The following is a 25,727-nucleotide window of genomic DNA, read 5'->3' on the forward strand; positions in this document are numbered from 1 at the left end:
ACGGGTGTTGGCCGAGCGACTGCCGTGAAGACGAAATCCGATACGACCAGCACGCTCTTTGGAGTTCTACCGCGAGTGTGTGTCCCCCTGATGTGGGACCGCTACATCCTCAGAAGTAAGACTATCCCGAGGTCACTAACGTCTGGGCCAGCCTGAACGGCAGACACTCCCGGCTGCGATTGGTTACCGTGCGCGACATCAGCGATCATGTCTTCTGAACACCAATCGTTGCGATGTCGCCTATCAGAGCTTCAGCACGCATCTCACCGCCGAGTCACCCGGCCAGCTTACGCTTGCTCGGTTCGCGTCTCACCGAGATACCAGGCCGACGCCGGCGCGGCGATCGTCGCTCGCTGGCGACTCTCGCCCCATCTCTGGCCTTGCCGCGGGTCGGCACGGACACGGTCAAGCCGGCGATCGTCGCCACCTTTCTGATTCGACGCGCAGTACCTGCTGCCCGCGCAGCTGGGGATGCCGCCAGCGCGCATGACCAACCTGGCGATGTCTCATCGTGCTGCGCTCGACCACGTACTCGTACAAGCTGATGGCTCGCATCGCCGAATCGAACTGATGCCCAAGGTACGAATGCCATCGAAACTCGTTCAGTGACTATCTTCCCGGTCCTTCCTGCTCTTCGTGGGTGATCAGCGTCACCAAGGGCCGGGGCCATCCTCAATTCCTACTCCACGAGCCTGTCTGGATTCCTCTCTGGGCGCCGCCTTGACGCGGTGATGAACTTCATCATCACCATGTATTCCGCGCAGACCAGCTACACCAAGGGTAGCCCGGTCGCGGCCTGGCGATCGAGCAGATGAGTTTCCTGAATACCGCGCTCATCATCGACCAGTGGCGATCGCCGGGATGCTGGTGACTTCGATCCCGGCCATTCGGCGGCCAGCGTCAAGGGCGGCGAGTCGGCCTGCAGGCTGTCCGCCGGCTGTGGTGGCCCCGCCGCGCTACCCCGAGACAAAATCGCCAGGCGCTCTGGGCCATCGGGCACATGCGATGGCCACGGCCTCGCTCAACAATGTCCGTCACGATACGCACAAGGGACTGACGGTGGAACATTAACCCGAGCCTTCGGCAGGGATGACCAACTATCAGGACGCGCGGGGGGGTTCCTACTACACACTTTTCTGGCGGCGGCTTTGGTCGTCCCGGCAGGGAAAACTGCATGGTTCGCCGCCGACATTGCGCCTTCAACTATTCCCTGGGTGCCGCGGCGAAGGAGATTACGAGCGTTCCGCAGCAAGCGAACCCGGCAACACTGCCGCCGCGTATGCGAGAGTGCGCTCACGGGGCGCTCAAACAGGAGGCCGGTTCGAGCGCAGCCACAGCCATGGCCGCATCGATGCCAGGCTACGCCCACGGCATGGCTCTAGTCTCACCCGAGGCTACTGCACAGCCCGCCAGGTCGATCTGTTGGCCAAGAAAGCTCGCGTCGAGTCGAAAAAGTGGCGATGGAATGATGATCGGCGCCTCGATGGCATGAATACGCCGAATCTCCTCGATATCGCCGGGCTTCGCGGGGGTGGAGCTCGCCGCCCCAAGCTGCGCAACTCTGTCTGCCGACGCCACGATTCGCCAGTGAAATCGAGCTTCGGAAAAAAGGTCGGCAGCGTGCCTCGACAACGGCTGGGGTAGCTGCAACTATCGAAACACCGACGACGTCAGGACTTCGGGCAGCGAGGGGATGCGTGCATCACGGGATCACGCGCGAGTCCAATCGCGCGAGCCTTCCAGCCGGCCCATTACGATAACGGAATGGCATCGGGCGATGTGGAGCTGTATTCCGCAAACATCGGCCAGCTGGACTCTAATCTGCAGCTTCCAGGATCACTTCATCAGGATTATTCTTGCTGCCCAAGCCTGATTTCAATTACGAGACCGTTCCAGGAAGCATGGGCGAACACCGTCAAGCTGCGTCCCTACTTGCCGAATCCCCAGCGCAGAACCTACGACCGATGCTCGGCGGATGGCCGGTCATGTCCCGGGGGCAATGCGGTTCGGCCGCCCGGCACGAACGCGATTCGCAGCAGCGTTCCCTGTGCCGGTTTCGGTCGGGCAGAGCTGGCGCCCGTGCTACCTGGGTCAGGGTGACGGTCAGGTCGGCGTGCGCGAGGGTCTCGGCCGGGGCGCCCGAGTGATACAGAAATAGCCGGCGCATGACTTCGATGCGTTGTTCCAGACGACAGCGTATGCGATACGGACCGCAAGGAGGCAGCGAGCGCAGGGACGCAGCATAAAACGCGACACCGGCACAGTATTTCAGCAAGCATAGAAGCTGTTGTCGCCGGCTGAAGCCGGTGTCGCCGGTCGGCAAGGCGCGCATTTGTCGGCGCGGGAAAGCGGCAGGAACGGGGTGGTCGAGGGGGCTGAGCGGGGAATGTCCCGGCCAGTATGTTGGGATACGCTGGACGGGACAGAAGCAGAAGCATTGATTCCCGAAATTCGCGCACCTTGCCCGGATCCGCGGTGTGGTTATAACGGATGTTATAACATTGAACCCTGTGGAGTTCCATGACAACCCGCAAGCTTACTCGGCTTGGCCTCCAAAATTCTGCCCAGGGGCCAAGAAAAGTGGCGATACGTTTATTCGTGAAACCGACGGCGGGCGAATGGCGTGGGGCTGCCTGACGCCCTACGACCCCTGATCTTTGAAAAAAAAAAAAAAAAAAAAACCCCCAGCAAACTCGAGATCGGGCGCGAAGTTTTTTCAATGCACGGTCCCGCGACCACCTTTCCACCATCTCGCCAGTGAGCTGGCGCTGGCTTTCGACGGCGGCACGCTCCGAATTGTTTTGCGCACGACGATAGCTGGGCCGAGCAATGGCGGCGCCCAGCGGCTGCGTGAGAAAGGCCCTGCCTCGACCTCCGCTCTCGCTGTCCGCCCAATGAATCCCCGTTGTTGCTCTATGGCCAACCCGGAAATGTGGCGACCTGGTTGCCGCCCTAACGCGTTTCGGTCCCCTGGCGCGAAAACCACCCCCTTCGTCGGGACTGGCAACAAAGCGCTGTCGCTTTGTCTGGCCGGTGGGACTGTTTTCTATTTTTTTCTCGCGCTGCCAACGGCCGCCGCCGCCTGGTGGGGCCGAGCCACGCCCCGATTGTCCCACTCTGGACCCGTTCTTCGCCGTTTTTTTGCGGCCTTGGTCAAATCGATGAGGCGCCGTTTTTTGCCCCGCGCTGTCGCATTCTGGCCGATCGACGAAGCGTGTCGCGCGCTGGGTGCGCGAGCACAGTGCGCCGCGCCACACTTGAGCTCATCCTGCCGAGCGAGCGAGTGGCGTCGGTACAAGGACAGGCCCTGCGATCAGACCACGCAACCCCCATGCGGTAATTCTCGACGACCGCGTCTGTAACGCGAGACCACAATGACGGGGCGGCGCTTACCAATGAGGTCGAGAAAGCGGCGGTATGGGTGGTCGAGGGCCCGAGCGGGGATGATCCCGGTCAGGGCATGTTCAGGACCCGCTGGCCGGGAAGAAGCAACCTTGAGTCGGGTGCGGTCGCCAACGGTGGCCGGAGGCAGCGTCTTGCCCAAGAGCCGTGTTCAGCGACGCTGGCGGTCAGTCGACACGCCGGTTCCAACGGTTCGAGCGTCGCTCGCTGCGCCGCGTTCGCCACCGAGTGTGCGCTACGCAGGTTGCTGTGGTCGCTCATGTTCGGGCGAAGTCTTCGATCGTCTGGTCGACATTGGTCGCGAAATCCGCGGCCGTGAGCGGTCTCGTGGCCAGGCACCGAAAAGTAGGCGGCGAACGCGCTGTGCCAGTCGATGCCAAGTTGCCAGGAGCCGCCCTCGTCGGCGAAGAAGAGCACGTCATCGTGGCACTCGTCGATATGCCGAAGCAGCCCGAAAAGGAGCTCGAACGCCTGGCGGGCGACTTCGTATTGTCCGCTGTCCGCGGCACTGATGCATCCAGCGAGCAGGAGACGCTTGAACTCGGCGATGAAGGCATCCGATGCCCCCGGAATGTCCGTGCAGTTGCTGGAATTCACCGCGAAGTCTTCGAAGTAGCGACCGGCCAGACTATCGATGTGGAACGTCTGCACTTCGTCGAGAAAGGCGTTTGGTGTTGCGCTCGCTTCTGCCAAGTCGTCCACGTGCACGTAGTCGCCCACGAGGGCCTTCAACGTCGCTTTTGGCACGAGTTCTATCGCGCGTTCGGCGATGATCAGCAGATCGCCACGGCGCATTGCTCGCAGTTCCTTTCGCAGCCTCTCCAGATGGGTGATGCGGTGGGTCATACTGAAGTTGCCACCTGCAGTAGAGGAGGGCACGCGGGTTCCCTGATCACTCGCATTACACTGCCCTCGGCCCAGGGCGTCGCGCCGCGCGCGGAGGCGAACAGCGCTGGAGGATCCGTTTCCAGCCGTTTCGGGCGGCAACGGCCTCGCGCAGAATGTCCACGTACTCCAACGCATCGACGCGTTCATCGGGCGGCATCGATCCCCGCTCGTGTTCTGCGAGCAGCTCTTGCCTACCCCGCGGGCTGTCGCCAAGCGAGTGCAGGCGGCTGTAGGCTTCGCAGGCGTAGGCGAAAGTCTCGCGCTTGCCGTAATCGATCTCCAGCAGCCACTCACGCGTCCGAGTCTCCCGTAGCCCGATCGTCTCGCGCTTGCAGTTGTGCAAGATGTGCGCCGCTTCGTGCACAAGGAAGTCTTCGAAGCGACCAGGCGCGTCGAAAGAGGCTGCCGACAGATAGCAGCTCGTCTCCTCGCTCAGGCCCAGCAGGCCGGGAGCGCCCTCAGCAAGCAGGTCCGCGCCCAGTCCCCCGAGATAAAGGTTCGCCAGATCCCAGGCGGTGGCCAGCAATTGTGTGTTTTGCAGCTGCGCGTCGATTGTGGCCGGGGTGAGAAGAATGACCGAGCGTTCGAGCAGATCGAGGACCGACGCCTGTTCGGAGGCCGGGAACAGTCCACGTACCATCGGTGCCACTTTTCCGCGTGTGAAGGCAACGACGTCGATGTTGGCGACTGTTTCAGGGAATGCGATGTGCACGGTACGGCTATGGACCGCGGAGATCAGTGCCGAGCGCAGCGCGGCGTCGCCGCCGTGGATGCGGGCGAGGAAGTCGTTCCCCGGCCAGGCGCGGAAGTGGGCATCGTGCTCGCCGCTGCGAAGGTAGCGTTCGGTCGCCTGTTCAGGGGTTTCGGGCATCGATCTTCGTCCTTTGGAAGGCCTATTGTCTTCGCAAATCAGTATTCCAGCACACGTATCGGCCGGGTCTCTTTGGAAGCGCCGGAAAGACCGACGACGACGTCAAGCGCTCGGACTGGCGATGAAAGAGTTGCCGCCTGCGGCTGGCAATGAATGGCGGCACCTTTACGGCGCCACGTTCACTTCGCTGTTCCTGACCAGGTTCTGCAACGGCAAGCGCAGCGCCAAGATAAGTCTGCGGACGAGCAGGTCGGTGTGGGTGGATTTGCGAGGTGGCCGGAAAATCGAAGCGGGGTTGCGGCTCGAAAAAAGGGGCGCTTTCGTGCGGGGCAACCCCCGCGTGGCCGAACGCGTTTCGGACGTGCACCCGTTGCGAGCGGCGCGGCTCACAGGGGATCGGCATCATCATTAACCGGCTACTCGCCAACGCCATTCTGCTCTCTCTGGTCCGACACAAGTAGGTGGCCGAGTGCGCGCCTGAATTTGATGGCGCAGGTTGGGTCGGGCTCCTTAGTTGACCGCGCGGCCTAGCGATGGGTAGATTAGCACTGTCTGAAAGGCCTGAGGGAGGCCTCATTTGGTGGCTTTTGTTAAGGGTTGTCGGATGCCTGCCCTGAACTGACGACACGGCCGGGCGCACCTGGAGACTGAGGGCAGGCATCCGACAACCCTTAACAGAAGCGGTCATTTCGGAGCGCCGCCCGATAGGGGGCAGTCAGTGCTTCTGTGCAGCAAAGCGTCAATCGGAGGGCGCCCACCTGTGCCGTCGCCTGGGTGTAGATCATGGCGGTGGAGACGGTAGAGCGACCCAGTAGCTGCTCTCCTGCACCGTGCGAATGCCGTAGCAGATTTGCAGCACGGCGGTCGCGAAGATAGGGCGCCAAGTGCGCGGCGTAGCCTATTTCGCAATGCCGGCATTTGTAAGCGCGCGCTCGAATGCCCGCTAGAGCCTTTGATTGACTCGGCACTAAAGCGCGGCCGCAGACCCCGCGGTCGTACAGGTGAACGCTGAGCAGTTCATTATCGGTAGAACCCCCGACTGTTTCAGACGTTGCGACCGTTTGGGAAGTTCTGGGTAACCGGTAACTACGCGGCGTCAGGCCCTACGTGCCGAGGCGGTACAAAGGCGCGCGAAGCGGATCGGCCGCGAAGAGCTGCTTCCGGAGTCGCGGCGTGAGCTCCCGGACACGCTCGGCCGGATGCCGGCCGACGCGCTGTAGCACATCGACCAGGTAGTCGTACGGGTCGATCTGGTGCAATCGACTGGTGGCGATCAGGCTGTGGATAATCCCGACCTGCTTTGCCCCCAACTCGGTCCAGCAGAACAGCCAGTTTTTTCGGCCCATCGGGACCACGCGCAGAGCACGTTCGAGGTGGTTGGTATCGATCGGCACGTCCGGGTCGGTGAGGAACACCTCCAGCCCGCATCGTCGGTCGCGCGCGTAAGCGAGCGCCTTGGTCAGCGGATTGCTGGGGAGCAGCCCCTGGACCGCGAAGCGTTCGCCGATCCAGGCGAAGAAGCGCTCGACGACCGGCTTGGCATGCGCCAGGCGATAGTCCCGCTTGCCGGCGCCAGAGAGCTTCTCTTCCCGGATGGATTCTTCCACTTGATAGAGCGCACCGATCAGTTCCAGCGCCTGGCCCGCCGCTTCCGGCTCGACGGTTTGTGCCTCGAAGAAGTTGCGGCGGGTATGCGTCCAGCACTGGGCATGGGTGATCCCGGTCTTGGTCGCATAGTGCGCATAGGCGTGGTAGCCATCCGACAACAAGACCGCTCGTTCGGCAGGCGTCAGTCCCAGCGCCGCCTCGACGTGTTTGATCTCCCGGCTCGGGAAGAACGGGAAACAGATTTCGTCCAGCTCGCCGTAGACCGGCCAGAAGTAGGCCTTCTTCAGCTTGCCCGGTCCGGCCTGCCCGGCCTTGATCGGTGTCTCGTCCATGGCTTTGACGCGTGACTCGCGAATCGAGGCGAACTGGGCCTCGTAGATCGGTTCGTAGCTTCCCGGCCGTTGCGCCAGGCGATAGCTTTCCTTGTGGCTGATCACCTCGTACTGTTTCGGAGCAAGGCCGTCGGCTTCCGGAGCCGCGAGCTCGATGACCTCGACCGGCACGCGTGACTCGTCGAAGAACGGGACGGCTTCGTCGTCCTGGCGGCGGGTCGCTGGCTTGCGGGTGTGGGCGGCTACCTGCTGGCCCGGGGGTGCCGGTAGCGTCGGCGGTGGAAGACACTCGCCGAAACTCATCTGGCCATTCGGACCCGTCTCGATGCGTCGTTCGCTCTTCTGCCCGAAGAGCTGGCGCTTGAACCAGTCGAGTTGCTGTTTGAGGGCGGTGATTTCCTGGCGCAGGAGCGCTTCGGTGTTCTCCTGACGGCGCAGGGCGCCGATCAGTTCGGCGGTCTGTTGCGGGGTCAGCGCGGCCACCTCGTCGAGGCTTTTGAAAGGGGTCGCAAGCGCCGGATTCATGCCGCTATTATACCGCGGGAGTCGTCTTCAAGCCGCTGTTTAACATGCATTTTATGTCCGTTTCTTGCCATTTTTCGGGTGCTGGTAACGCTTCTTGAAGCGCTTGGGCTCGATGCCTTCCAGGAGGAGCTTCAGGCCGGTCCAGTCGGTTTCCCGCGTGCTCACTTTCGACCAGTCGGAGACGAAACGACCGGCTTCGAGGCGCTTGGCCCACACGCAGAGGCCCGTGCGATCCCAGTAGAGGACCTTGACCTGCGTGGCGCGGCGGTTGAAGAAGGCAAACAGCTGTCCGCTCAAGGGGTCCTGACCGAGCGCGTGGCGCGTCAGTGCGTACAGGCCGTCGAAGGAGTTGCGCAGGTCGACGGGGCGGCCATAAACATGTACCCGGATCTGGCCTTCGGGGAAGAACATCAGCCGCGCACCAGGTGTAGCTGCAGGCCGCCGCCGAGATCCAGGGTCAGCTCGATACGTCCCGACCGCCCGGTTTCGCTTTGCAGCGGGCCGACATCGACGAAGCCTGTCGACGCCGAGTTGACCAAGGCGTCGCATCGGCCCATCGGCGCGCCCAGTCGGCTGCGCCACCGGTAGAAGCTGGTATCGCTGATGCCTTCGCGATTGCAGAAGGCCTCCACCGCCAAACCGCTGCCGACAAATCGCGACAGCACCTGCCGCCACTCGTCCGCGCTACGCCGTGCCCGCCGGCTCTCTTGATTCGTCGCCATCTTGACCTCCTCATCTTCTCGCGTGTCGATGAGGAAATTGTCGTCGCCAGCGCCGCGCCTGCGAAGAGCGCCGCGGAGTTACCGGTTACGGGCGCTAAGCGTTTGGACTCAAGGTAAAAGAGCCTTGGGTCATTTCGTCGTAAGACGGCACCACGAGTTCAGCTGTGGTCTGCCAGACTGGGCGATCATGCGCAGGGTCTTCAACTTCATCGAGAGAAACCGTGTTGCGGGAATCGATGACGTTGCCGAGGAAATGAAGGAGGTCTGTAATGAAAGCGGTGGAGAGTTTGTCGATCTGATGGGACGTGGGGCACAGGCCTGAATCGGGTGGGAATTGGATGCTCTTTTTCAGTGGCTTCCGGGTCCAAATGCGAGATTGACGCTACTTGATGAACGTTCATATACTCTTGTCGGTGCCGTTGGATTTCCTATCCTTATCCTCGTTACTGCTTCGACCTGCCCAATGACAGGAACGGCAACCCCGTGCCGCACCGGTACGAGGTCTATCCGGGCAACCACGGCAACCGCCGTGGGCGCGCGCCTCATCTCGCATGTGCTGCCGTTCTTCGAGCGGAACGGCGATTCGAAGTGATTGGGACAGGTAACCTTCGTGCAGGATCTTTCCGAAGAAGTGCGCGCGGTCGCGGTCGACGAGGCGCTGACTGCCGCGCGTTCGCAAGCGCTGCGCCTGGAGCAGCTTGCCATCTTCTCCGTTCGCCGCGAGCTGCTGGTCGCGCTGTATGTGGCCGTCGCCACGCTGATCGGTGGCGTCGGCCTGCTGATCAAGGCCAACCTCGACCGCATCGGCCCGGTGGCCTTGCTCACCGGCATCTTCGTGGCTTCGGCCCTGTGCTACGCGATTGCGCTGCGCGCCAGCGCAGCTCGTCGCGAGCGCTCCCTGGGCGAGGAGTACGTGCTGCTGCTCGGTGCGCTACTGTTCAGTACCGCGGTGGGCTATACCGAAGTGCAGTTTCATGTATTCGGCGCCAGCTGGTCGCGCCACCTGCTGCTGCTTTTCGTGTGGCATCTCGGCGCCGCCTATTACTTCCGCTCGTGGCTGGTGTTGTCGGTTGCTTTGACGGCCTTCGCGGTCTGGATCGGCGTCGAGGTGCGCTTCGGCACAGTGGTCGATCCGCTGTATCCGCGGTTCGGTGCCGGCCCCCGCAGCCTGCTCTGCGCGCTGGTGTTCTATCTTGGCAGCCGCTACCACCTGACCGAGCACGCCGGGCCCGCCAGTGGTTTCCGCGACGCCTACCTGCAGTTCGCCGCGAATTTCGGCTTCTGGGGCGCGCTGGCACTCGGCGGAGATGCATCCACGCGCTGGATCGGCGCACTGATCCTGTTGGGGCTCGCGGCGACCGTCGGGCGTTTCGGGCTGCGTGAACGTCGCCAGAGCTTCCTGCTCTACGCGGTGGGCTACAGCACCATCGGGCTCGTCTGGCTGGAAGCGCTGTTGGTGCGCGATTTGCTGCGGGCATCCGCGCTGGGCCTGTTCACCGTAGTCGGCGCGGTGGTGGTGCTGCTCAACCTGCGGGCAAGGCTGAAGGAGTCCGGGGCATGATCATCGTGCGGCCCACGGTGTCGGAGGAGCGCTGGCTGGCGCTGGCGGATCGCTACCCCGCGCTGCAGGCGTCGGTCGAGCAGCTGGGCAAAGGGTGGCGGCTGGAAGACCAGCACCTGGCTCGGTCGCTGTCTCGGGTTTGTGCTGGGCCTCGCCGGCACGGGCATGCTCGCTGGCGTGCTGTCGTATGCGCCTGCACCGTGGCTGGTGGGCGGTCTGACTGCTGGTGGTGGTGGCCGAGTGGATGGTGGCGCAGCGCCGCGTGTTCCGCTCGGGCGTCGAAGAGGCGCTCTATCTCTGCGGAACGGTCGCCATCGTCGTGGAACTGCTCGTCTGGAGCACCGGCAACAACTAACGCGCTCGATGTTGCGCTCATCGCCACGGCCGTGCTGCTTGTCGGGTGGCGTCTACTGAACCCCCTGTTCACCACGCTGGCCGCAGCAGGGTATTCACTCGCCATCGCGGTCATCGATGGGAGTCTGTTTGGCGGCAGCATGTACACGCGCGAAGCCGCCGCCGCCTGCGTGCTGCTGGCGGTCGGCGCGCTGGTGGCAGGCGGCAGGAAGTGGCGGCGTCCCTCGCATGACAGGATGTTCGACGGGCTCGTGATCGCCATGCCCTGGCTCGCCCATGGCTGGCTGGTGCAGTACAACGGGAGCAGCACGGTCGCCACGCACGGCGTTGCATTGGCCATGGCGCTGGCCTTCCTGGTCGTGAATCTCTTCGTCGGCGTAAAGCGCCGTCAGCATGCGCCATTGATCGGCACGCTCGGCAATCTGGCTTGTGTCGCGTACTCGACTTATCGATTGATGCCTTGGCCGAATGCACTGGCAGCTGATTGCGGCAGGTGTCCGTGCTTGCTCGCTGTGGTGGTGCTGCTCGAGCGCCTGCTGCGCCATCGCAGCAAGGGCATCACGTCGCGGGCGATCGAGGAGTCCGTCCAGTGTGGATTTCGTGCAGGTCGTGGGCGCGGTGCATCTCTCGCCTGCAGCCGGTTCGCCAGCACCGGCTGGTGTGCAGGGGCAGGGCGGAGAGTTTGGCGGTGGCGGGGCGAGTGGCAGGTTCTGAATGCTGGCGTCCATCAAACGGGGACAACTCCAAAGCGCCTCATGGTCAGGACGTTCCATCCACTCGCCGAGTAGGGTCTGACGTTCCGACGTGGCACCGCCGATGGGCATGGCTCTTCCCTTGAGTGCGGTCAGCCGATTTGATGTTCCGATGTTCACGTACGGTGATGGTTGCGGCGGATAGGCGCCACGCATCAAGTGCTGCCTGATCATTGATGAGAGTCGGGCAAGAGCGGTGCAGACGACCAGATCCTGGGGCGCTGCCCCAGACCCCGCACTCGCCGTGAGGCAGCCGTCGGGGATGTAAAACCCCCATCCCCGTCAACTGCCGTGAGCGTTGGCGCCCTGCAGGGCGTCAAGGGGCTTTCGCGGCATAAACGCGGCGATGAAACGTGCCGCATTTATTCCACGGTCCCCGTGACCCCCTTCCGGCCGCAGTTCGAGGGATTTACCAACACGCAGGAGTTGAGCGATCGGCGCACCATCGAGGGATTTGAAGTGCCGAAGGACGTCGTCCGTCTCGAAATCAGCGACCCGCCGCCGCACGCCGTGGCGCCGGCCTCTCGGGTTGGGCAAAGACCTCCAGATAGAGCTTCTCATCGAGTTGAGGCAACTCCCGCTGTGCGGCGGCGGCGAGAAGTTCCGCAGCCAGCGTCGTCAGGATGCGGTAATTGCCGGCGGCATGATCGCACAGCGTCTGCTGCAGCATCGGGGTCATCAGACTGGCGTTACCGGCGCCGGCAAGCAGATGGTTCAGGCAGGCGAGCAACTCCTCCCTGCTGGCGTGTTCGGTGGCGAGCCGGGTGCGAATACGCGAGCCCAGCGGGATCAGTTCCTCGCGCCGCAGCTTCTCGATCAGGCGCGCATCGCCCGCCAGCACCACACACAAGAGCGGCTGCGAATCGAATCGCGCACTGGCCAGAAGACGAAGCTCGCAAAGCACCGGCGGACTCATCTCCTGCGCCTCATCGACCAGCAGTACCGCGCGTCTTCGCGTCGTCTCCAGATGCGCGAACCACACTTCCCGCAAGGCCTTGAAGCCGCCCCAGCGGTTATGCGGGCGCAAGGGCACGGCAAAGATATCGCCCATTTCGCGATAGAAGTCGGCGAGGTTGCTCTGCGGGTGATTGATCGCGCCCACCGTGATATCGGGCAAGCGCGCGAGACGCTCCGCCAGGAGGCGCAAAGCAACGCTCTTGCCGGTACCCGGGTCGCCATGGATCATTGCAAAGCCCCCCTCGCGGATCTGGGCCTGCTCGATCCGCCAACAGAAATTCTCGATCCGGGGCGGCACGTAGATCGCCTCCGTAGGCAAATCCGGGGAGAAGGGATTCCACTTCAGCCCATACAGGGCAAGGAGTTTCTGGTTCATGCGAGGTCCTGGTCGAGGGGTGGCAAGTACGCGGGCGGCAGGCCGGTGGCGGCGTAGTCAGCGAGCAACTGGCGGAGCAAGGGCGCCAGGCCCGACGACGGTAGCGGCGACAGATCGGTGCTCACCGGCGTCAGGCGCCGGCGCTGGCCATCGGCGTTGGCCGACTTGTCGAGTGGCTTGACCGGGCAAAGAAGCGCACCGCTACGCGGATCGACCAGATCGACCCGTGTCAGATCCCAGCGGGCGTAACGCAGGTGAAGCACGGTGAGATGGCGATAACGGCCGGGAATCTCGAAGCGTGCTCCGGCCAGACTCACCGTGCCATCGGAGCGTCGTTGCCGGCGCGCCACTTCGATGCGGAATGCGGCAGATAACACTTCCGTCTTCGGGCAATCGCGACGGACATTCGGGCCGGCAAGATAACGCGTCAGCGGCGTTGTCTCGATCTCGGCATGGCGCGTGCGGTGATATTCCTGTTCGACCCAGGCTTGGGTCGCCTGATTGAGAAGATCGAGCGTCAGCGAGTCCTCGCCTTCCAGCATGGCCATCAGCCGCCCTTCGACACGGCCCCAGAAGGATTCTTGCTTGGCATTTTGGTAAGGGGAATAAGGCAGCGTCGTCTGATGGACAATGCCCAGACAAGCCAGGCCGGAGACGGTTTCATCGGCCAGCATGGCGGCGCCATTGTCGGTCATCAGGGCACGTGGCAGCCCTCGCTTCATGAACGCTTGCGACAGTCCGTGTACCAGGCTCTCGGCCGTTTCGTCGAGATACCACTGCAAGTGGCAGACGAGCCGCGAGCGGTCGTCGATCACCCCGAGCAGCAGCGGCTTGACCCAGCTCCCCGCACGTGTCAGCACCTTGCGTTTGGCGTGATGGAAATCGAGGTGCCAGAGGGCCGACACTTGATCGACTTCGAAGCTCCGGACCTCCAGCCGTTCGAGGCGGTCACGGGCCAGTGACGCCCCTTCGGTGGCGCGCTTGGGATGGGCTTGTCGGAACATGCCCTGAGCCTTGAGGTAGCGTCGAACGGTGGGGTAGGACGGCAAGGGTGACTCAATGCCCGCCAGTGCGACGCGCAGATTGTCGAGGTGCAGTTGTGCGGTCCAGCCGGGATGTTCGCGGTACTGGGTGGTCAGCACCTCGACGGTCCGTGGACTCATGCTGGGGAAACGGCCGATGTTGCCGCGCAGTCGGTTTCTGAGGGTGGCGACCGGGTCGGTAGCGTGCCGTGCCTGGTAGTACCAGCGCTCCAGCGTCGACTTGCCGAAACACACTTCGAGTCCCGAGAGGGGATGTCGCCAGCGCTTGATGGTGAGCAGGGTCAAGGCGGCCTGCAATTCGCCGGCGGCGGGCGGTGCGGCCAGCAAGGGGCCGATGATCGAGAAGCGCAAACGCGCCCAGCGATCGCGTTTCAGCGGATCGATAGCGGAACTCAAGAAGGTCTCCCAGTGTGGCGGCGCCGCCGGCGCTCTAACCAGGAACGAAGGCTACAAAGCCTCGATCAGGCTGACTATCAGCATCTTCTGCGGGCGATCAGCGACCCTCAGGCAAGTCGATCGGCCTGATCGTGAGGGGCGACAGGAAAACCAGGAATCGCGTCAATGCCTCTTCGCTGTTTCCAGCGAACCGTTCGAGCAGACTGGCGGGGAAGAGATCGCTGACCACAGGGGGCACGAAGCGGGCGCAAGCGGCTTGCCAGAGCGCGGTCTGCGGAAACTCACCCTGCCACCAGTGGCGCCAGCGTCGCAGGGTCAGTAGCGGAATGTTCAGGGTTCCGGACAGCCGTGTCGCCGCTGGGGTCTGCCCGGCATGCCGGGCAGACCCCAGCACCACCGCCAGCGCGAGATACACGCGCCGACCCAGGAAACGCACGGACATCGACGTCGTTCGCCGCCGGCAGAGATTGCAGCAGAAGCTGAAGCGCGATTCGTAATCGCTGCGAACCTCGCTCAGGCAGGCGCGGGGCTTGCGCGGATAGTTGGCGCGGTGCAGAACACCGCCGCACCTGCAAGCGACCGCGTGTGTCTGACTGGCCAGCTCTTCATCAATGCGCAGCAGCAGGCGGAAAAAGTTGGGTGATTGCAGTAGGGCGTGGCACACTTGAATGGTCTCTTGGCTTGGTAACCAGAGACTCCCCCAAAGGGTTCGTTTGTTCAAGTTCCCCGAGGGGGGTCACCTGCTCTCCATCACGCTGCGTGACCAGAAAACCACCAAACACCATCACGAACTGTGACCGTACTCACCCTCCGGCGAACTAGTCGCCCAGGTCGCCCAGCTTGATCGGCTTACTACGCGGGCCGGGATTTCGTGGCAAGAGCAGTGAAAGCAAGCCAGCAACAAGAACGAACGCTGAGGAAGCCCACAGGCAGGCGACCAGACCGTTGCTCGGGCCGCTCTGCAGACCCCACTGATAGAGAGCGCCCGAAAGAACCGTGCCGGCCAGACGGCCGCCGGCATTGGCCATGTAATAGAAGCCAACGTTCATCGCCACCTTGTCGCTGTCGGTATAGGCCAGGATCAGGTAGGAGTGCACCGCCGAGTTGAGCGCGAAAACCACCCCGAAGACGATCAAGCCGGCAACCACGACCACCGCTGGCGCCACACCCGCACTCAACGCCAGGGCGATGCCAGCCGGCAGCGCGGCGAGAACGAAGGCGAGGATGGTCGCGGTGCGCCCGTCGGGTTCGTGTTGCTCATCGACCCGGCTACGCAGCAGCCGCGGAGTCGCCGCCTGGACGATGCCGTAGCCGATCACCCAGACTGCGAGGAAACCACCCGCCTGCCAGAAGGACCAATCCGAGCACGCCGCGAAGGAATACCGGCAGGCCGACGACGAACCAGACGTCGCGGGCGCCAAAGAGGAAGATACGCGCTGCGGCCAGCTTGTTGACTGACGCATTGTGCGAGAAGACCTGCGAAAATTTGGCCTTCTTGTTGGCCTGGCCGAGGCCGCCGCGCATCAGAGTGGCGGCCAGAATCAAGGCCAGCGCCACCAGCACGACGAGCAACTTGAGCGCGGTCTGAAAATCGAACAGGGTCAGGAGCAGGCCGCCAAGGAAGAAGCCGACGCCCTTCAACGCATTCTTCGATCCGGTCAGAATGGCCACCCAGCGGTATAGCGTGTCGGAAGCGTTCTCCGGGACGATCAGCTTGACGGCACTCTTCGAGCTCATCTTGGTCATGTCCTTGGCGATCCCGCTCAAGGCCTGCGAGACCATCACCCAGGCAACGACCAGCCAGGCATGCGGTGCGAAGGCGAGCATCGACAGCGCCACCAGCTGCGTGCCAAGGCCGATGAACAGCGTTGACTTGAGCCCGAAGCGGGCGCCGATGTAGCCACCGAAGAGATTGGTCAGAATGCCGAAGATTTCGTAGAAGATGAACAGCGAGGCGACGGCAAGAGGCGAGTAGCCAAGGTTGTAGAAATAGAACAGCACCAGCATGCGCGTGGCGCCATCGGTGACCGTGTCCGCCCAATAGGCGCCGGTCACCACGACGTAGTTGCGCAGGCCCGCGCGCGACTGCGTTGGTCTTGGCTTGTGATGGTTCGCTCATTGCTTTCCTCCAAAGGGGTGCCCGCGCACCGGGGTTCTTGTCCGCGAAATTGGCTGCAGTAATAACCCCGGCGCGATGCTACGAAGTGCCTACCTAGAGCGAAGTCGCCAGCTTGCGCGCCAACTCGACGTAGCGATTGGCGTAACCCCACTCGTTGTCGTACCAGGCGTAGATCTTGAGCATCGTGCCGTCGCCCACCAGCGTGTGCGCAGCGTCAACAATCGACGACCGCGGATCACCCAGGTAGTCCATGGACACCAGCGGCCGCTCCTCGTAGCCCAGGATTCCCTTCAGCGGGCCTTCAGAAGCTGCCTTGAACAGGGCATTGACTTCGGCGGCGGTCGTTGGGCGCTTCATCTCGAAGACACAATCAGTCAGCGACGCGTTGAGCAGCGGTACGCGCACCGCATGGCCATCGAGTTTGCCCTTCAATTCTGGGAAAATCAGTGCGATCGCGGTCGCCGAACCGGTGGTCGTCGGTACCAGTGACAGACTGGCTGCCCGGGCGCGACGCAGGTCTTTGTGCATTTGATCGTGCACGCTCTGCGTATTGGTGGAGCTGTGGATCGTGGTGATCATCCCGCGTGTAATGCCGATTGCTTCGTGGACGACCTTGACCACCGGTGCCAGGCAATTGGTGGTGCACGAGGCGGCGGTGACGATCTGGTCGCGCGCCGGATCGTAGAGATGGTCGTTGACCCCCATGACGACGTTCAAGACATCCCCGTCCTTGACCGGCGCGGCGACAATGACCTTCTTTACTCCCGCTGCCAGATAGGGCGACAGTTGCCCGACCGTACGCCACTTGCCACTGGCCTCGAGAACGATGTCCACACCAGTTTCGCCCCACGAACCACCGGCCACGTCCTTGGCGCTGCTGTAGCTGATCGACTTGCCGTCTACTCGCATATGCCCGTTGCTGACCGAGATGTCACGCCGCCAGCGGCCCTGCACGGAATCGAATTCGAGCAGGTGCGCCGCAGATTCCACTGGCCCGTTGGCTTCGTTGATGTGGACGACCTCGAGTTCCGGATAGTCCCATGCCGCGCGCAAAGCCAACCGGCCCATGCGACCGAAACCGTTGATGCCAACCTTGATAGTCATTTCTCGTTCCTCCGAAAGGGTGAGTGGTGCTCGGCAGACCTGCCAGTGAGCCAAAAACCTGAACGCGGCAAGCGATTTCAGCTTGTGCGACGCTTAAATAGTACTATACTATTAGAACTGTGGAAATGGGATTTTCAACGTCCCATCGCGGATGTCGCGTACTCATTCCCCCTGCTCGGAAAGCCATGAGCGCGGGGAGCCAACCGACTGGCCATCTCAATTCGCGCGCGATCGCCTTGCTCGCCCGCGAGGGAATCTCTACCCTTGGCTGTTACAGCAAATCTTGGGAAAACCTGCCGCTTACTCCAGACATTGTGGTTACGGTCTGTTCAAGCGCTGCAGGAGAGATCTGCCCCGCATACCTTGGGCAAGTCGTACAAAGCCATTGGGCTGTGGAAGACCCTGGCCGTACAAACGGAAGCGAAGAAGACGTCGAAGCAGCGTTTATGGCCACTTATCGCATCCTGCGTGTACGCATCGAGGCCTTCCTTGCTCTGCCGCTGGTCGCGTCGGCGGGGGACCACGCCCAACTACAGCGCGAGCTGGACCGCATTGGCAAGTTGGTGCCCTAATTCCTTGCCAATATTTCAACTTTCGATGGAGTCTCGAAATGGCCAACATCCAGATCTTTGATCCGGCTCTATGCTGCAGCACAGGCGTGTGTGGCGTCGACATCGACCAGGCCCTCGTAAGCTTCGCGGCCGACGTGGACTGGGCGAAGCAGAACGGCGTGCAGATCGAGCGCTTCAATCTCGCCCGGCAGCAGGGGAGGCGTGGGCAAGACGACGCTGGCAGCAGCGATTTCGGTGGCGCTTGCACAGCGCGGCTTCCCTGTGCATCTGACGACATCCGGCCCTGCCGCACATCTGGCCGAGACGCAGGTGAAGTGCATTTGAAAACGACAGCAGGGGTCTGACATGGGACTGTTTGAACGTTATCTAACCGTCTGGGTCGCGCTGGGCATTCTTGCTGGCGTCGCGCTGGGCCTGGCAGCGCCCGACGCCTTCCAGATCATCGCCGGGCTGGAGATCGCCCATGTGAACCTGGTGGTGGCAGTGTTCATCTGGGTAATGATCTACCCGATGATGATCCAGATCGACTGGCATGCGGTAAGAGACGTCGGCAAGAAGCCGCGGGGCCTGCTGCTGACACTGGTCGTGAACTGGCTGATCAAGCCGTTTACGATGGCCGCGCTCGGCGTGCTGTTCTTCAAGCACCTGTTTGCGCCCTGGGTCGATCCACAGTCGGCCAACGAATACATTGCCGGCATGATCCTGCTCGGCGTGGCGCCGTGCACCGCGATGGTGTTCGTGTGGAGCCAATTGGTGAAGGGCGACGCCAACTACACACTGGTGCAGGTGTCGGTGAACGACCTCATCATGGTGTTCGCGTTCGCACCGATCGCCGCCTTCCTCCTGGGCGTCACCAACATCAGCGTGCCATGGGAAACCCTGCTGCTGTCGACCGTCTTGTACGTGGTGCTTCCTCTGGCCGCCGGCATGGCCACACGGCACGCGCTGGGGCGCCGCAGTTCACACGCGGTCGCCGACTTCGTGGCAAAGCTCAAGCCGTGGTCCGTCGTCGGACTGATTGCCACCGTGGTGCTGCTATTCGGCTTCCAGGCCGGGACCATCGTGGACCGGCCGTTGGTGATCGCGATGATCGCGGTGCCGCTGATTGTGCAGACCTACGGTATTTTCGCCATCGGCATGATTGGCGCCCGTATGCTGAAGCTGCCGCACAACGTCGCCGGCCCCGCCTGTCTGATCGGGACCTCGAACTTCTTCGAGTTGGCGGTGGCGGTGGCGATCTCACTGTTTGGCCTGAACTCGGGTGCGGCCCTGGCCACCGTGGTCGGCGTGCTGGTTGAGGTGCCGGTGATGCTGTCCTTGGTGGCACTCGTCAATCGCACCGAGCACTGGTACCGCTATGCTCCGGCCAGCAGCGGCGACGATCTCGGCAAAGAAAACTGCAGATAGGCATGAGTACTCCGTGCCTGCTTACAGCCTGGTCAATGTGCGAGTCACAGTTACGTGGCTATCTGCGTCATCAAATCGGTCGCGATGATGCGGACGAAGTGCTTCACGAGGTCTTCATCAAGGCCTTGATGCAAGGAAAACTTTTCTGCGCAGTCGACAACCCGCGGGCATGGCTTTTCCGCGTGGCGCGCAATGCACTGGTCGACCGTCTACGAGCAGCGCGTGAAAACCTCCCACTGCCGGACGATTTACCCGCCCCACAGAACGAACTTCTCCCGGCAGTGGACGACCTGAACCGTTGTCTGCCCCGGGTGCTCTCGGAACTTGCCGAAGCCGATCGGCTGGCAATCACCTTGTGCGACATCGAAGGACTGTCGCAACGAGAACTCGCCGATCGCCTTGGCATCACGCTGGCTGGCGCCAAGTCACGCATCCAGCGTGCCCGCAAACGCCTGAAAGAACGAATGATAAAAGCGTGCCATGTCCGCTTCGACGAGGACGGCCGTGTCTGCTGTTTTACGCCGCGCCCACCGTTGTAGCGTATTTGACGGTATAGCCCCGCGGGTCGTCGCTTTGTCGGGGGCGGCTGCCCCGAACACCTCCGCGGGATTGTTATGAGCGAACGTGGTCACGCCCATGCGCACAGCTGTGCTACAGGTAACAACCTCCTGCTCGTCCTTGCTCTTACGCTTGGCTTCTCGGTAGTCGAGCTGATTGCTGGTTGGCACTCGGGATCCTTGGCCTTGCTGGCAGACAGACGCCGGCCACATGGTTACCGATGGCGCGTCGCTCGGTATATCCGCCTTGGCTGCCTGCTTGGCGGCCCGCCCCCCCAGCCGCCGGCATACCTATGGTTTGGGTCGGGTCGGGTCGGGTCGAATTCCTGGCCGCATTGATCAATGCAGTTTCCATGGTGGCCGTGGTCTTCGTCATCGGCAGCGAAGCCTGGCAACGTCTGCAGCACCCGGGAAGTATCAATGGTGCGACAGTCAGCATCGTCGCCGTACTCGGGTTGCTGATCAATCTCGTCGTCGCGTGGGTACTTTCACGGGGTGAGCGCAATCTGAACGTTCGCGCCGCAATGTTGCACGTCATGGGCGATGCACTGGGATCGGTGGCCGCCATCGCCGCAGGAGTCGTGATCTGGCTTACCGGCTGGACACCAATTGACCCCTTATTATCGATCCTGATTGGTGGACTGATTCTCGCCTCCAGCGTCGGTCTGCTGCGCGCAGCCTCGCATGCCACCCTTGATGGCGTGCCCTTTACGATGAATATCGAGCTGTTCGGACAAGCGCTCGCAGAAGTACCTGGGGTCAGCGAAGTACACGATCTACATGTCTGGCCGATCGCCTCCGAGCGACTGGCCCTGTCGGCCCATGTTCTGGTCGCCAATCTCGCCTCTTGGCCGCAAACCCTGCACTTACTCAGAGCGGTGGCCAGCGACCAGGGAATCGATCACGTCACCTTTCAGCCTGAAAGCCCGGCTGGGGAGTTACAGCCCATTCAGTTTGTTCGCCGCTGATAAAGAACGCAGCACTACATCAGTACATCCTGTTGCGGAAGAGCCAGGCGGCGATGGCCAGCGCTACCGCCCCGATGGCCGCCATCGCCACAAACGGTTCGATCAGCAGCTCGAACGGCGTGCCTTCGAGAAACACGCCACGCAACACCACCAGAAAATAGCGCATGGGATTCAGCAAGGTCAGAGCCTGGACCAGCGGCGGCATGTTTGCGATGGGGGTGGCAAAACCCGAGAGGATGATCGCGGGCACCAGGAAGAAGAAGGCGCCGAGCAATCCCTGTTGCTGGGTGACGGCGAGCGATGAAATCATCAGGCCCAGGCCGATTGCCGACAGCAGGAACAACACGACGCCGGTATACAGCGTCAGCAGGTTGCCCAACAGCGGGACATGGAACCAGAAGACGGCGACCAGAATGATCGCCGTGGCTTCGCCCATGCCAATCACAAAACTCGGCAAGGCCTTGCCGAGCAGGATTTCGCTTGGGCGCAGGGGCGTGACAAGCAGTTGGTCGAAGGTGCCCTGTTCGCGCTCGCGTGCCACCGACAGCGCCGTCACCAGCATGGTGACGAGCAGCGTCAGCAGGCCGACGATGCCGGGAACGAAAAACCAGCGGCTTTCCAGGTTGGGATTGAACCACGCGCGGGTCTCGATCACCGCCGGTGGCGGTCGGCCGCCCTGGCTGGCGATCCAGTCGCTGTTGAAGCCCTTGACGATCGCTTGCGCATAATTGACCACCAGCTGCGCGGTATTCGAGTTGCGCCCGTCAACGATCACCTGCAGCGGCGCGGAGCGCCCGCTCAGCAGGTCGGCGCTGAAGCGCGGCCCGATGCGGATGACCATCAGAGCCTGCTGGCTGTCGATCATCGGCGCGATCTCCTGGTCCTGCGTCAGGCGCGCCACCTCCTCGAAACTGGGCGCGCCGTGAAAGGCGGCGACCAGCTCGCGCGATACCGTGCCGCGGTCTTCGTTGAAGACGGCAAAGGGCACGTGCTTGAGATCGAAGGTGGCGGCGTAACCAAAGACCATCAGTTGAATCAGCGGCGGGACGAAGATCACCACGCGGCTGCGCTTGTCCTTGAGCAGGGTCAGGAACTCCTTGATCGCCAGGGCAAAAATGCGTCTCCACATGCGCCTCTACTCCAGCCGCTTGCGCGATTTACGGTACGTCAGAGCGAGGAAGATGACGGTCAATACGCAGAGCCCCAAGACGTTCGGCAGAATCACGCTCCAGACATTGCCGGCAAGAAACACCGTCTGCAGGATCGCCACGTAGTAGCGGGCGGCAATGGCATGCGTCATGGTTTGCACGATGGCCGGCATGCTGCCGATATCAAAGATGAATCCGGACAGGAGGAAGGCGGGCAGGAAGGTGGTGATGATGGCAATCTGCCCGGCAACGAACTGGCTCCTGGCGATGGTCGAGATGAAAAGGCCCATACCCAGTGCGGTGAGCAGGAACAGCGCCGATGCGCCGAACAACAACCATGGCGAGCCGCGCAGCGGTACATCGAAGAGCCACAGCGCCATGGCCACGGAAAGCGCCAGGCCGCCCATTCCCAGGATGAAGTAGGGAATCAGCTTGCCGAGAATCACTTCGCGCATGCTCACCGGCGTCACCATCAGCGCTTCCATGGTGCCGCGCTCCCATTCGCGCGCCATCACCATCGCCGTCAACAAGGCGCCGATCAGCGTCATGATGATCGCGATCAGGCCCGGCACCAGGAAATTGCGGCTGCGCAACTCGCTGTTGAACCACACCCGCTGCTCGATCCGGACGGGCGTGGCCAGCGACTCGCCGCGTGCCAGCGCGAGGTGTTCCAGCCAGCGCCCCCAGACGCCCTCGACATAGCCGGAAATGATTCTGGCCGTATTGGCATCGACGCCATTGACGATCAATTGAATCGGTGCGCTGCCCGGTCCGCGCAGGCGCTGCGCGAAGTCCTGACGCAACACCAGGATGGCATTGACCTTGCCGGCCATCATCGCGGTTTCGGCCGCCTGCGTGGTGGCGTACGAAGTGGGAACGAAATAACGCGATTTGTTGAACGCCGCCGTGAAGCTGGCGGTATCGGCACTCGGTTGTTCGACGACCAGCGCCACGGGTATCGATTCCGAGTCCAGAGACACGCCATAGCCGAACAGCAGCAGCAACACCACGGGCATCAGAAAGGCAATGGCGATGCTGCTCGGGTCGCGGAAAATCTGCAGGAACTCCTTGCGGATCAAACCGCGCAGGCGCATCGCCGATTTGCCGGCTGCTGCCGAGCGCTTCTGATGCGAGCGATCGTTCACGAGCCGGGCTCCGTTTGACTCTCGGCGCGGCTGTGCGCCTCGATCAGGCCAATGAAGGCATCTTCCATCGACGGGTCGGGTAGGGCTTCGCTACGCGCCTGCCGCTTGATCGCGCTCGGCGTCCCGATGGTCAGGATCTCGCCCGCCACCATGATCGCCAGGCGGTCGCAGTATTCGGCTTCTTCCATGAAATGGGTGGTCACCATGATCGTGACGCCTTGCTCGGCAAGGGTATTGATGCGCTGCCAGAACTCACGACGTGCGAGCGGATCGACGCCCGATGTGGGTTCGTCGAGAAACAGAATATCCGGTTCATGCATCAAGGCGCAGGCCAATGCCAGACGCTGTTTGTAGCCGAGCGAGAGATCGCCACTGGCCGTCGCCGCCAGCGGCGCAAGGGCAAATTCGCTCATCGCCCAGCGCATGCGCTGTTCGGCCCGCTGCCGCGACAAGCCGTAGGCGCTACTGAAAAAGCGCAGGTTCTCACCGACGCTGAGGTGGCCATAGAGCGAAAACTTTTGCGACATGTAGCCGATGCGGGCGCGCGCCGCAGCAGGCGCGTGGCGAAGATCGACGCCGGCAACCCGCAGGCTGCCGCCACTGGCCGGCAGCAGGCCACACAGCATGCGAAAGGTTGTCGTCTTGCCGGCGCCATTGGCGCCCAGCAAACCGAAGACCTCGCCCGACGCTACGGCGAAGCTGACCTTCCTGACGGCTCGGAAACTGCCGAAACTACGCTCCAGCTGATCGACCTCGATGATCGACGCGGCATTTTGCGTCGTTGTCGGTGGCCGCGCATCGGGCTCGGCGGCTGGCGCAGGTGCGGCGTTATCCGGACCATCCGGACTATCCAAACCATCCGGATGCGGCTGGCCCTTGAGAAGGGCGATGAAGCTGTCCTCGTAGCGTGGCGGCACGGCGCTGATGCGGGCGTTCTCGATCCCCGGCAGCAGCGCGGCGAGACTGGGGGGCGTCGCCACGGCCATCACCAGACGCACCTGCTCGCCCTGGATGACGGCGTCCACGACGTCGGGGGCCTGCGATAACTGCGCGTGCAGCGATCGCTTCGACAGATGCTCGGCGGTGACCGAAAAGATTCTGCCTTGCAGACGATCGCGGAGGATCTTCGGGTCGCCCTGATCGAGGAGTTGCCCGTCATGCAGCAGAAAAATCTCGTCGCAGCGTTCCGCCTCATCGAGATACGCCGTGCTCAGCAGCACGGTCGTCTGTTGGTTGCGCACCAGGCGATTGACGATCGCCCACAGCTCGCGTCGCGACAGCGGATCGACGCCGACCGTTGGCTCGTCGAGCAGCAGCAAGGCCGGCTGGCGCACCAGGCTGCAGGCCAGCCCAAGCTTCTGCTTCATTCCCCCGGAAAGCTTTCCGGCCAGGCGTCGGGTAAACGCTTCCAGCCCCGCCATCTGCAGTAACTCGCGATAGCGATCGCCACGATCGGCCAGCGCAACGCCCTGCAGGTCGGCGTAGAGGTCGAGGTTCTCCTGCACCGTCAAGTCTTCATAAAGGCCAAAGCGCTGCGGCATATAACCGATGCTGCCCTGCACCTGCAGCGACTCGGTTCCGGCATCCTTGCCGAGCACCGTGACGCTACCGCTATCGGCGAGCAGCAAGCCCGCCGCCAGGCGCATGAGCGTCGTCTTGCCGGCGCTGTCCGGGCCGATGAGGCCGCTCACCCGGCCGTGCCGAACGCAAAAGCTGACCTTGTCGAGCGCCTGAACGACGCGCCCGTTGCTTGCATGAAAGGCCTTGGATAGCTGCTTGATGCCCAGCGCGACAGACTCGCCGTGGTCCACCAGTGAGTCCAGCCTTGTCGGCTGAGCCGCGGCGCCTGGCGGCATCACCGGTCCTGGCAAGGCGGCGCCACGGCTGCGCCGGACTCGGCTTGATCGAGGGGGATGAACACCGTTGCCGGCATGCCGAGGCGTAGTTCATTCTGTGGATTGCAGACAAACACCCGCACTTGATAGACCAGGTTCGAGCGCACGTCGCTTGTTTCCACCGATTTCGGCGTGAATTCGGCGCTGGGGGAGATGTATCCCAGCCATGCGCGATAGCGTTTGCCGGGATAGCTGTCGGTGCTGACCTCGGCGCGCATGCCGCTGTAAATCTTCCCCAGGTCGGGTCCCGGCACATACGCGCGCACCCAGATCGGATCGGTGAGTGCCAGGGTATACAGCGAAAGCTGCGGCGAAGCCATGTCGCCCGGCTCGAGGATGCGGTCTTGAATGACGCCATCGGCAGGGGCATAAAGCGACCCATCGGCGAGTTGTTTACGGGCCATCGCCAGCGCCGCCTCGTTGGCCTTGAGTGTCGCCTGGGCGGCGGCGATATCCTCGACGCGAGGACCCATTTCCTGCAGGTGACGAGTCGCCTGCGCGGCTTCGTACCTGGCCTGGGCAGCGTCGGACGCGGCCTTGGCGTCGTCTGCCTGCTGTTGGGCGACGAATTGCCGGGCGACCAGATCCGCGAGTCGCCGATACGTTCGTTCGGCGTTTCGAGCGTCGATCCGGGCGGCCTCGGCGTCGGCACGCGCCTTCTGTATTTCCTCCGGCCGGTTACCGCGCCGGAGGCGCGCGACGACTTGCTGCTGCGCCGCCAGCTGCGCTTCCAGCAGCGCGACATTCTGTTCCAGCCGGGTGCTGTCGAGCGTCGCCAGCAATTGCCCCTGGCGCACCGCGTCTCCCTCTCTGACGAGCATGCGATCGATCCGGTCAGATGCGTTGAAAGCCAGCTGGACTTGCCGAATATCGACGTTTCCATAAAGCGCGAGGGTTGTGGTGGACGCCTTCTGACGATGGCTACGGTGCCAGTAGAATGCGCCACCGGCGAGCACGGCGATGGCCAGCAAAGCAAAGAGAATCTTGCGTTTCATGGGGTCTCGATCATGGGTATTTGCAGCTGT

At 62.7% G+C, this 25,727-nt stretch carries 23 protein-coding genes and 2 pseudogenes; 11 read left to right on the forward strand and 14 right to left on the reverse strand.

Features of this window, described 5'->3' with window-relative positions; all coding sequences use genetic code 11:
* Positions 1 to 3,453 precede the first annotated feature (3,453 nt).
* Together QZ613_RS02505 and QZ613_RS02510 are read right to left on the reverse strand one after the other, a co-directional pair.
* Entirely contained in the window at positions 3,454 to 4,197 is a 744-nt protein-coding gene (locus tag QZ613_RS02505; protein ID WP_291981412.1) for a hypothetical protein, read from the reverse strand.
* 106 nt (positions 4,198 to 4,303) lie between these two features.
* Positions 4,304 to 5,161 (reverse strand): hypothetical protein, encoded by an 858-nt coding sequence (locus QZ613_RS02510; protein ID WP_291904081.1) that lies wholly within the window; start codon positions 5,159 to 5,161, stop codon positions 4,304 to 4,306.
* 121 nt (positions 5,162 to 5,282) lie between these two features.
* On the opposite strand from QZ613_RS02510, the gene QZ613_RS02515 reads away from it, so the two are divergent.
* Positions 5,283 to 5,573, forward strand: coding sequence for a hypothetical protein (locus QZ613_RS02515; protein ID WP_291981414.1), 291 nt, complete (start codon positions 5,283 to 5,285; stop codon positions 5,571 to 5,573).
* A gap of 691 nt (positions 5,574 to 6,264) precedes the next feature.
* Here QZ613_RS02515 and QZ613_RS02520 read toward each other — a convergent pair.
* From QZ613_RS02520 to QZ613_RS02530, 3 genes are read right to left on the reverse strand one after another with little or no spacing between them, the layout of a single operon-like run.
* On the reverse strand, positions 6,265 to 7,626 hold the full coding sequence (locus tag QZ613_RS02520; protein WP_043570464.1) for an IS66 family transposase: 1,362 nt from the start codon (positions 7,624 to 7,626) through the stop codon (positions 6,265 to 6,267).
* A 51-nt stretch (positions 7,627 to 7,677) separates the two neighbouring features.
* Positions 7,678 to 8,037 carry an IS66 family insertion sequence element accessory protein TnpB gene (gene tnpB / locus QZ613_RS02525; RefSeq protein ID WP_043570462.1) on the reverse strand — a complete coding sequence of 120 codons (360 nt, stop codon included), beginning with the start codon at positions 8,035 to 8,037 and terminating at the stop codon, positions 7,678 to 7,680.
* Positions 8,037 to 8,348, reverse strand: a complete 312-nt coding sequence (locus tag QZ613_RS02530) for a hypothetical protein (RefSeq protein ID WP_043570459.1) — start codon at positions 8,346 to 8,348, stop codon at positions 8,037 to 8,039. The genes tnpB and QZ613_RS02530 overlap by 1 nt, the downstream gene beginning before the upstream one ends.
* Before the next feature lie 124 nt (positions 8,349 to 8,472).
* Here QZ613_RS02530 and QZ613_RS02535 point away from each other — a divergent pair, with 124 nt between their 5' ends.
* The 4 genes from QZ613_RS02535 to QZ613_RS02550 all read left to right on the forward strand — a co-directional run bounded on the left by QZ613_RS02535 (position 8,473) and on the right by QZ613_RS02550 (position 11,051).
* Complete coding sequence (locus QZ613_RS02535) at positions 8,473 to 8,670, forward strand: hypothetical protein (protein ID WP_291868282.1); 198 nt, start codon at positions 8,473 to 8,475, stop codon at positions 8,668 to 8,670.
* Between the two features lie 309 nt (positions 8,671 to 8,979).
* A complete protein-coding gene (locus QZ613_RS02540) occupies positions 8,980 to 9,909 on the forward strand; it encodes a DUF2157 domain-containing protein (RefSeq protein WP_291868279.1) in 930 nt (309 codons plus the stop codon).
* A 226-nt stretch (positions 9,910 to 10,135) separates the two neighbouring features.
* Entirely contained in the window at positions 10,136 to 10,264 is a 129-nt protein-coding gene (locus tag QZ613_RS02545) for a hypothetical protein (protein WP_291981416.1), read from the forward strand.
* A gap of 139 nt (positions 10,265 to 10,403) precedes the next feature.
* A complete protein-coding gene (locus tag QZ613_RS02550) occupies positions 10,404 to 11,051 on the forward strand; it encodes a hypothetical protein (protein ID WP_291981418.1) in 648 nt (215 codons plus the stop codon).
* Positions 11,052 to 11,502: 451 nt separating this feature from the next.
* Here the strand turns inward: QZ613_RS02550 and QZ613_RS02555 are convergent, their stop codons facing one another.
* The 5 genes and pseudogenes from QZ613_RS02555 to QZ613_RS02575 all read right to left on the reverse strand — a co-directional run bounded on the left by QZ613_RS02555 (position 11,503) and on the right by QZ613_RS02575 (position 17,010).
* On the reverse strand, positions 11,503 to 12,348 hold the full coding sequence (locus tag QZ613_RS02555) for an ATP-binding protein (RefSeq protein ID WP_291921118.1): 846 nt from the start codon (positions 12,346 to 12,348) through the stop codon (positions 11,503 to 11,505).
* Entirely contained in the window at positions 12,345 to 13,787 is a 1,443-nt protein-coding gene (locus QZ613_RS02560) for a DDE-type integrase/transposase/recombinase (RefSeq protein ID WP_291981420.1), read from the reverse strand. Before QZ613_RS02560 ends, QZ613_RS02555 begins: the two co-directional genes overlap by 4 nt.
* 97 nt (positions 13,788 to 13,884) lie before the next feature.
* Positions 13,885 to 14,451: a hypothetical protein gene (locus QZ613_RS02565; RefSeq protein WP_291981422.1), complete on the reverse strand. Its 567-nt coding sequence runs from the start codon at positions 14,449 to 14,451 to the stop codon at positions 13,885 to 13,887.
* Positions 14,452 to 14,605: 154 nt separating this feature from the next.
* Positions 14,606 to 15,860, reverse strand: a pseudogene (gene arsJ / locus QZ613_RS02570) (organoarsenical effux MFS transporter ArsJ).
* Between the two features lie 139 nt (positions 15,861 to 15,999).
* Positions 16,000 to 17,010 (reverse strand): ArsJ-associated glyceraldehyde-3-phosphate dehydrogenase, encoded by a 1,011-nt coding sequence (locus tag QZ613_RS02575; protein ID WP_291981424.1) that lies wholly within the window; start codon positions 17,008 to 17,010, stop codon positions 16,000 to 16,002.
* Between the two features lie 125 nt (positions 17,011 to 17,135).
* Here QZ613_RS02575 and QZ613_RS02580 point away from each other — a divergent pair, with 125 nt between their 5' ends.
* The 6 genes and pseudogenes from QZ613_RS02580 to QZ613_RS02605 all read left to right on the forward strand — a co-directional run bounded on the left by QZ613_RS02580 (position 17,136) and on the right by QZ613_RS02605 (position 20,514).
* On the forward strand, positions 17,136 to 17,582 hold the full coding sequence (locus QZ613_RS02580) for an arsenate reductase ArsC (protein WP_291981426.1): 447 nt from the start codon (positions 17,136 to 17,138) through the stop codon (positions 17,580 to 17,582).
* A gap of 38 nt (positions 17,583 to 17,620) precedes the next feature.
* Positions 17,621 to 17,773, forward strand: a pseudogene (locus QZ613_RS02585) (arsenic metallochaperone ArsD family protein); the annotation flags it as partial.
* 43 nt (positions 17,774 to 17,816) lie between these two features.
* Positions 17,817 to 17,906, forward strand: coding sequence for a hypothetical protein (locus QZ613_RS02590; RefSeq protein WP_291903820.1), 90 nt, complete (start codon positions 17,817 to 17,819; stop codon positions 17,904 to 17,906).
* A gap of 21 nt (positions 17,907 to 17,927) precedes the next feature.
* Positions 17,928 to 18,989, forward strand: coding sequence for an ACR3 family arsenite efflux transporter (gene arsB, locus QZ613_RS02595; RefSeq protein ID WP_291981428.1), 1,062 nt, complete (start codon positions 17,928 to 17,930; stop codon positions 18,987 to 18,989).
* A 2-nt stretch (positions 18,990 to 18,991) separates the two neighbouring features.
* On the forward strand, positions 18,992 to 19,528 hold the full coding sequence (locus QZ613_RS02600; protein WP_043567845.1) for a sigma-70 family RNA polymerase sigma factor: 537 nt from the start codon (positions 18,992 to 18,994) through the stop codon (positions 19,526 to 19,528).
* A 353-nt stretch (positions 19,529 to 19,881) separates the two neighbouring features.
* Positions 19,882 to 20,514: a cation diffusion facilitator family transporter gene (locus tag QZ613_RS02605; RefSeq protein WP_291981430.1), complete on the forward strand. Its 633-nt coding sequence runs from the start codon at positions 19,882 to 19,884 to the stop codon at positions 20,512 to 20,514.
* Positions 20,515 to 20,533: 19 nt separating this feature from the next.
* On the opposite strand, the gene QZ613_RS02610 is transcribed toward QZ613_RS02605, so the two are convergent.
* The 4 genes from QZ613_RS02610 to QZ613_RS02625 are packed head-to-tail and all read right to left on the reverse strand — an operon-like array spanning position 20,534 to position 25,697.
* The gene (locus tag QZ613_RS02610) at positions 20,534 to 21,643 is read right to left on the reverse strand and encodes an ABC transporter permease (protein ID WP_291903811.1); all 1,110 of its coding nucleotides are present in this window, start codon (positions 21,641 to 21,643) and stop codon (positions 20,534 to 20,536) included.
* A gap of 6 nt (positions 21,644 to 21,649) precedes the next feature.
* The gene (locus tag QZ613_RS02615; RefSeq protein ID WP_043567877.1) at positions 21,650 to 22,756 is read right to left on the reverse strand and encodes an ABC transporter permease; all 1,107 of its coding nucleotides are present in this window, start codon (positions 22,754 to 22,756) and stop codon (positions 21,650 to 21,652) included.
* Between the two features lie 47 nt (positions 22,757 to 22,803).
* The gene (locus tag QZ613_RS02620; protein ID WP_291981432.1) at positions 22,804 to 24,618 is read right to left on the reverse strand and encodes an ATP-binding cassette domain-containing protein; all 1,815 of its coding nucleotides are present in this window, start codon (positions 24,616 to 24,618) and stop codon (positions 22,804 to 22,806) included.
* A 44-nt stretch (positions 24,619 to 24,662) separates the two neighbouring features.
* Positions 24,663 to 25,697: an efflux RND transporter periplasmic adaptor subunit gene (locus tag QZ613_RS02625; protein ID WP_043567842.1), complete on the reverse strand. Its 1,035-nt coding sequence runs from the start codon at positions 25,695 to 25,697 to the stop codon at positions 24,663 to 24,665.
* Positions 25,698 to 25,727: the final 30 nt, after the last annotated feature.

The sequence above is a fragment of the Candidatus Accumulibacter sp. ACC005 genome (genome assembly GCF_907163215.1).
Lineage (GTDB): Bacteria > Pseudomonadota > Gammaproteobacteria > Burkholderiales > Rhodocyclaceae > Accumulibacter > Accumulibacter regalis.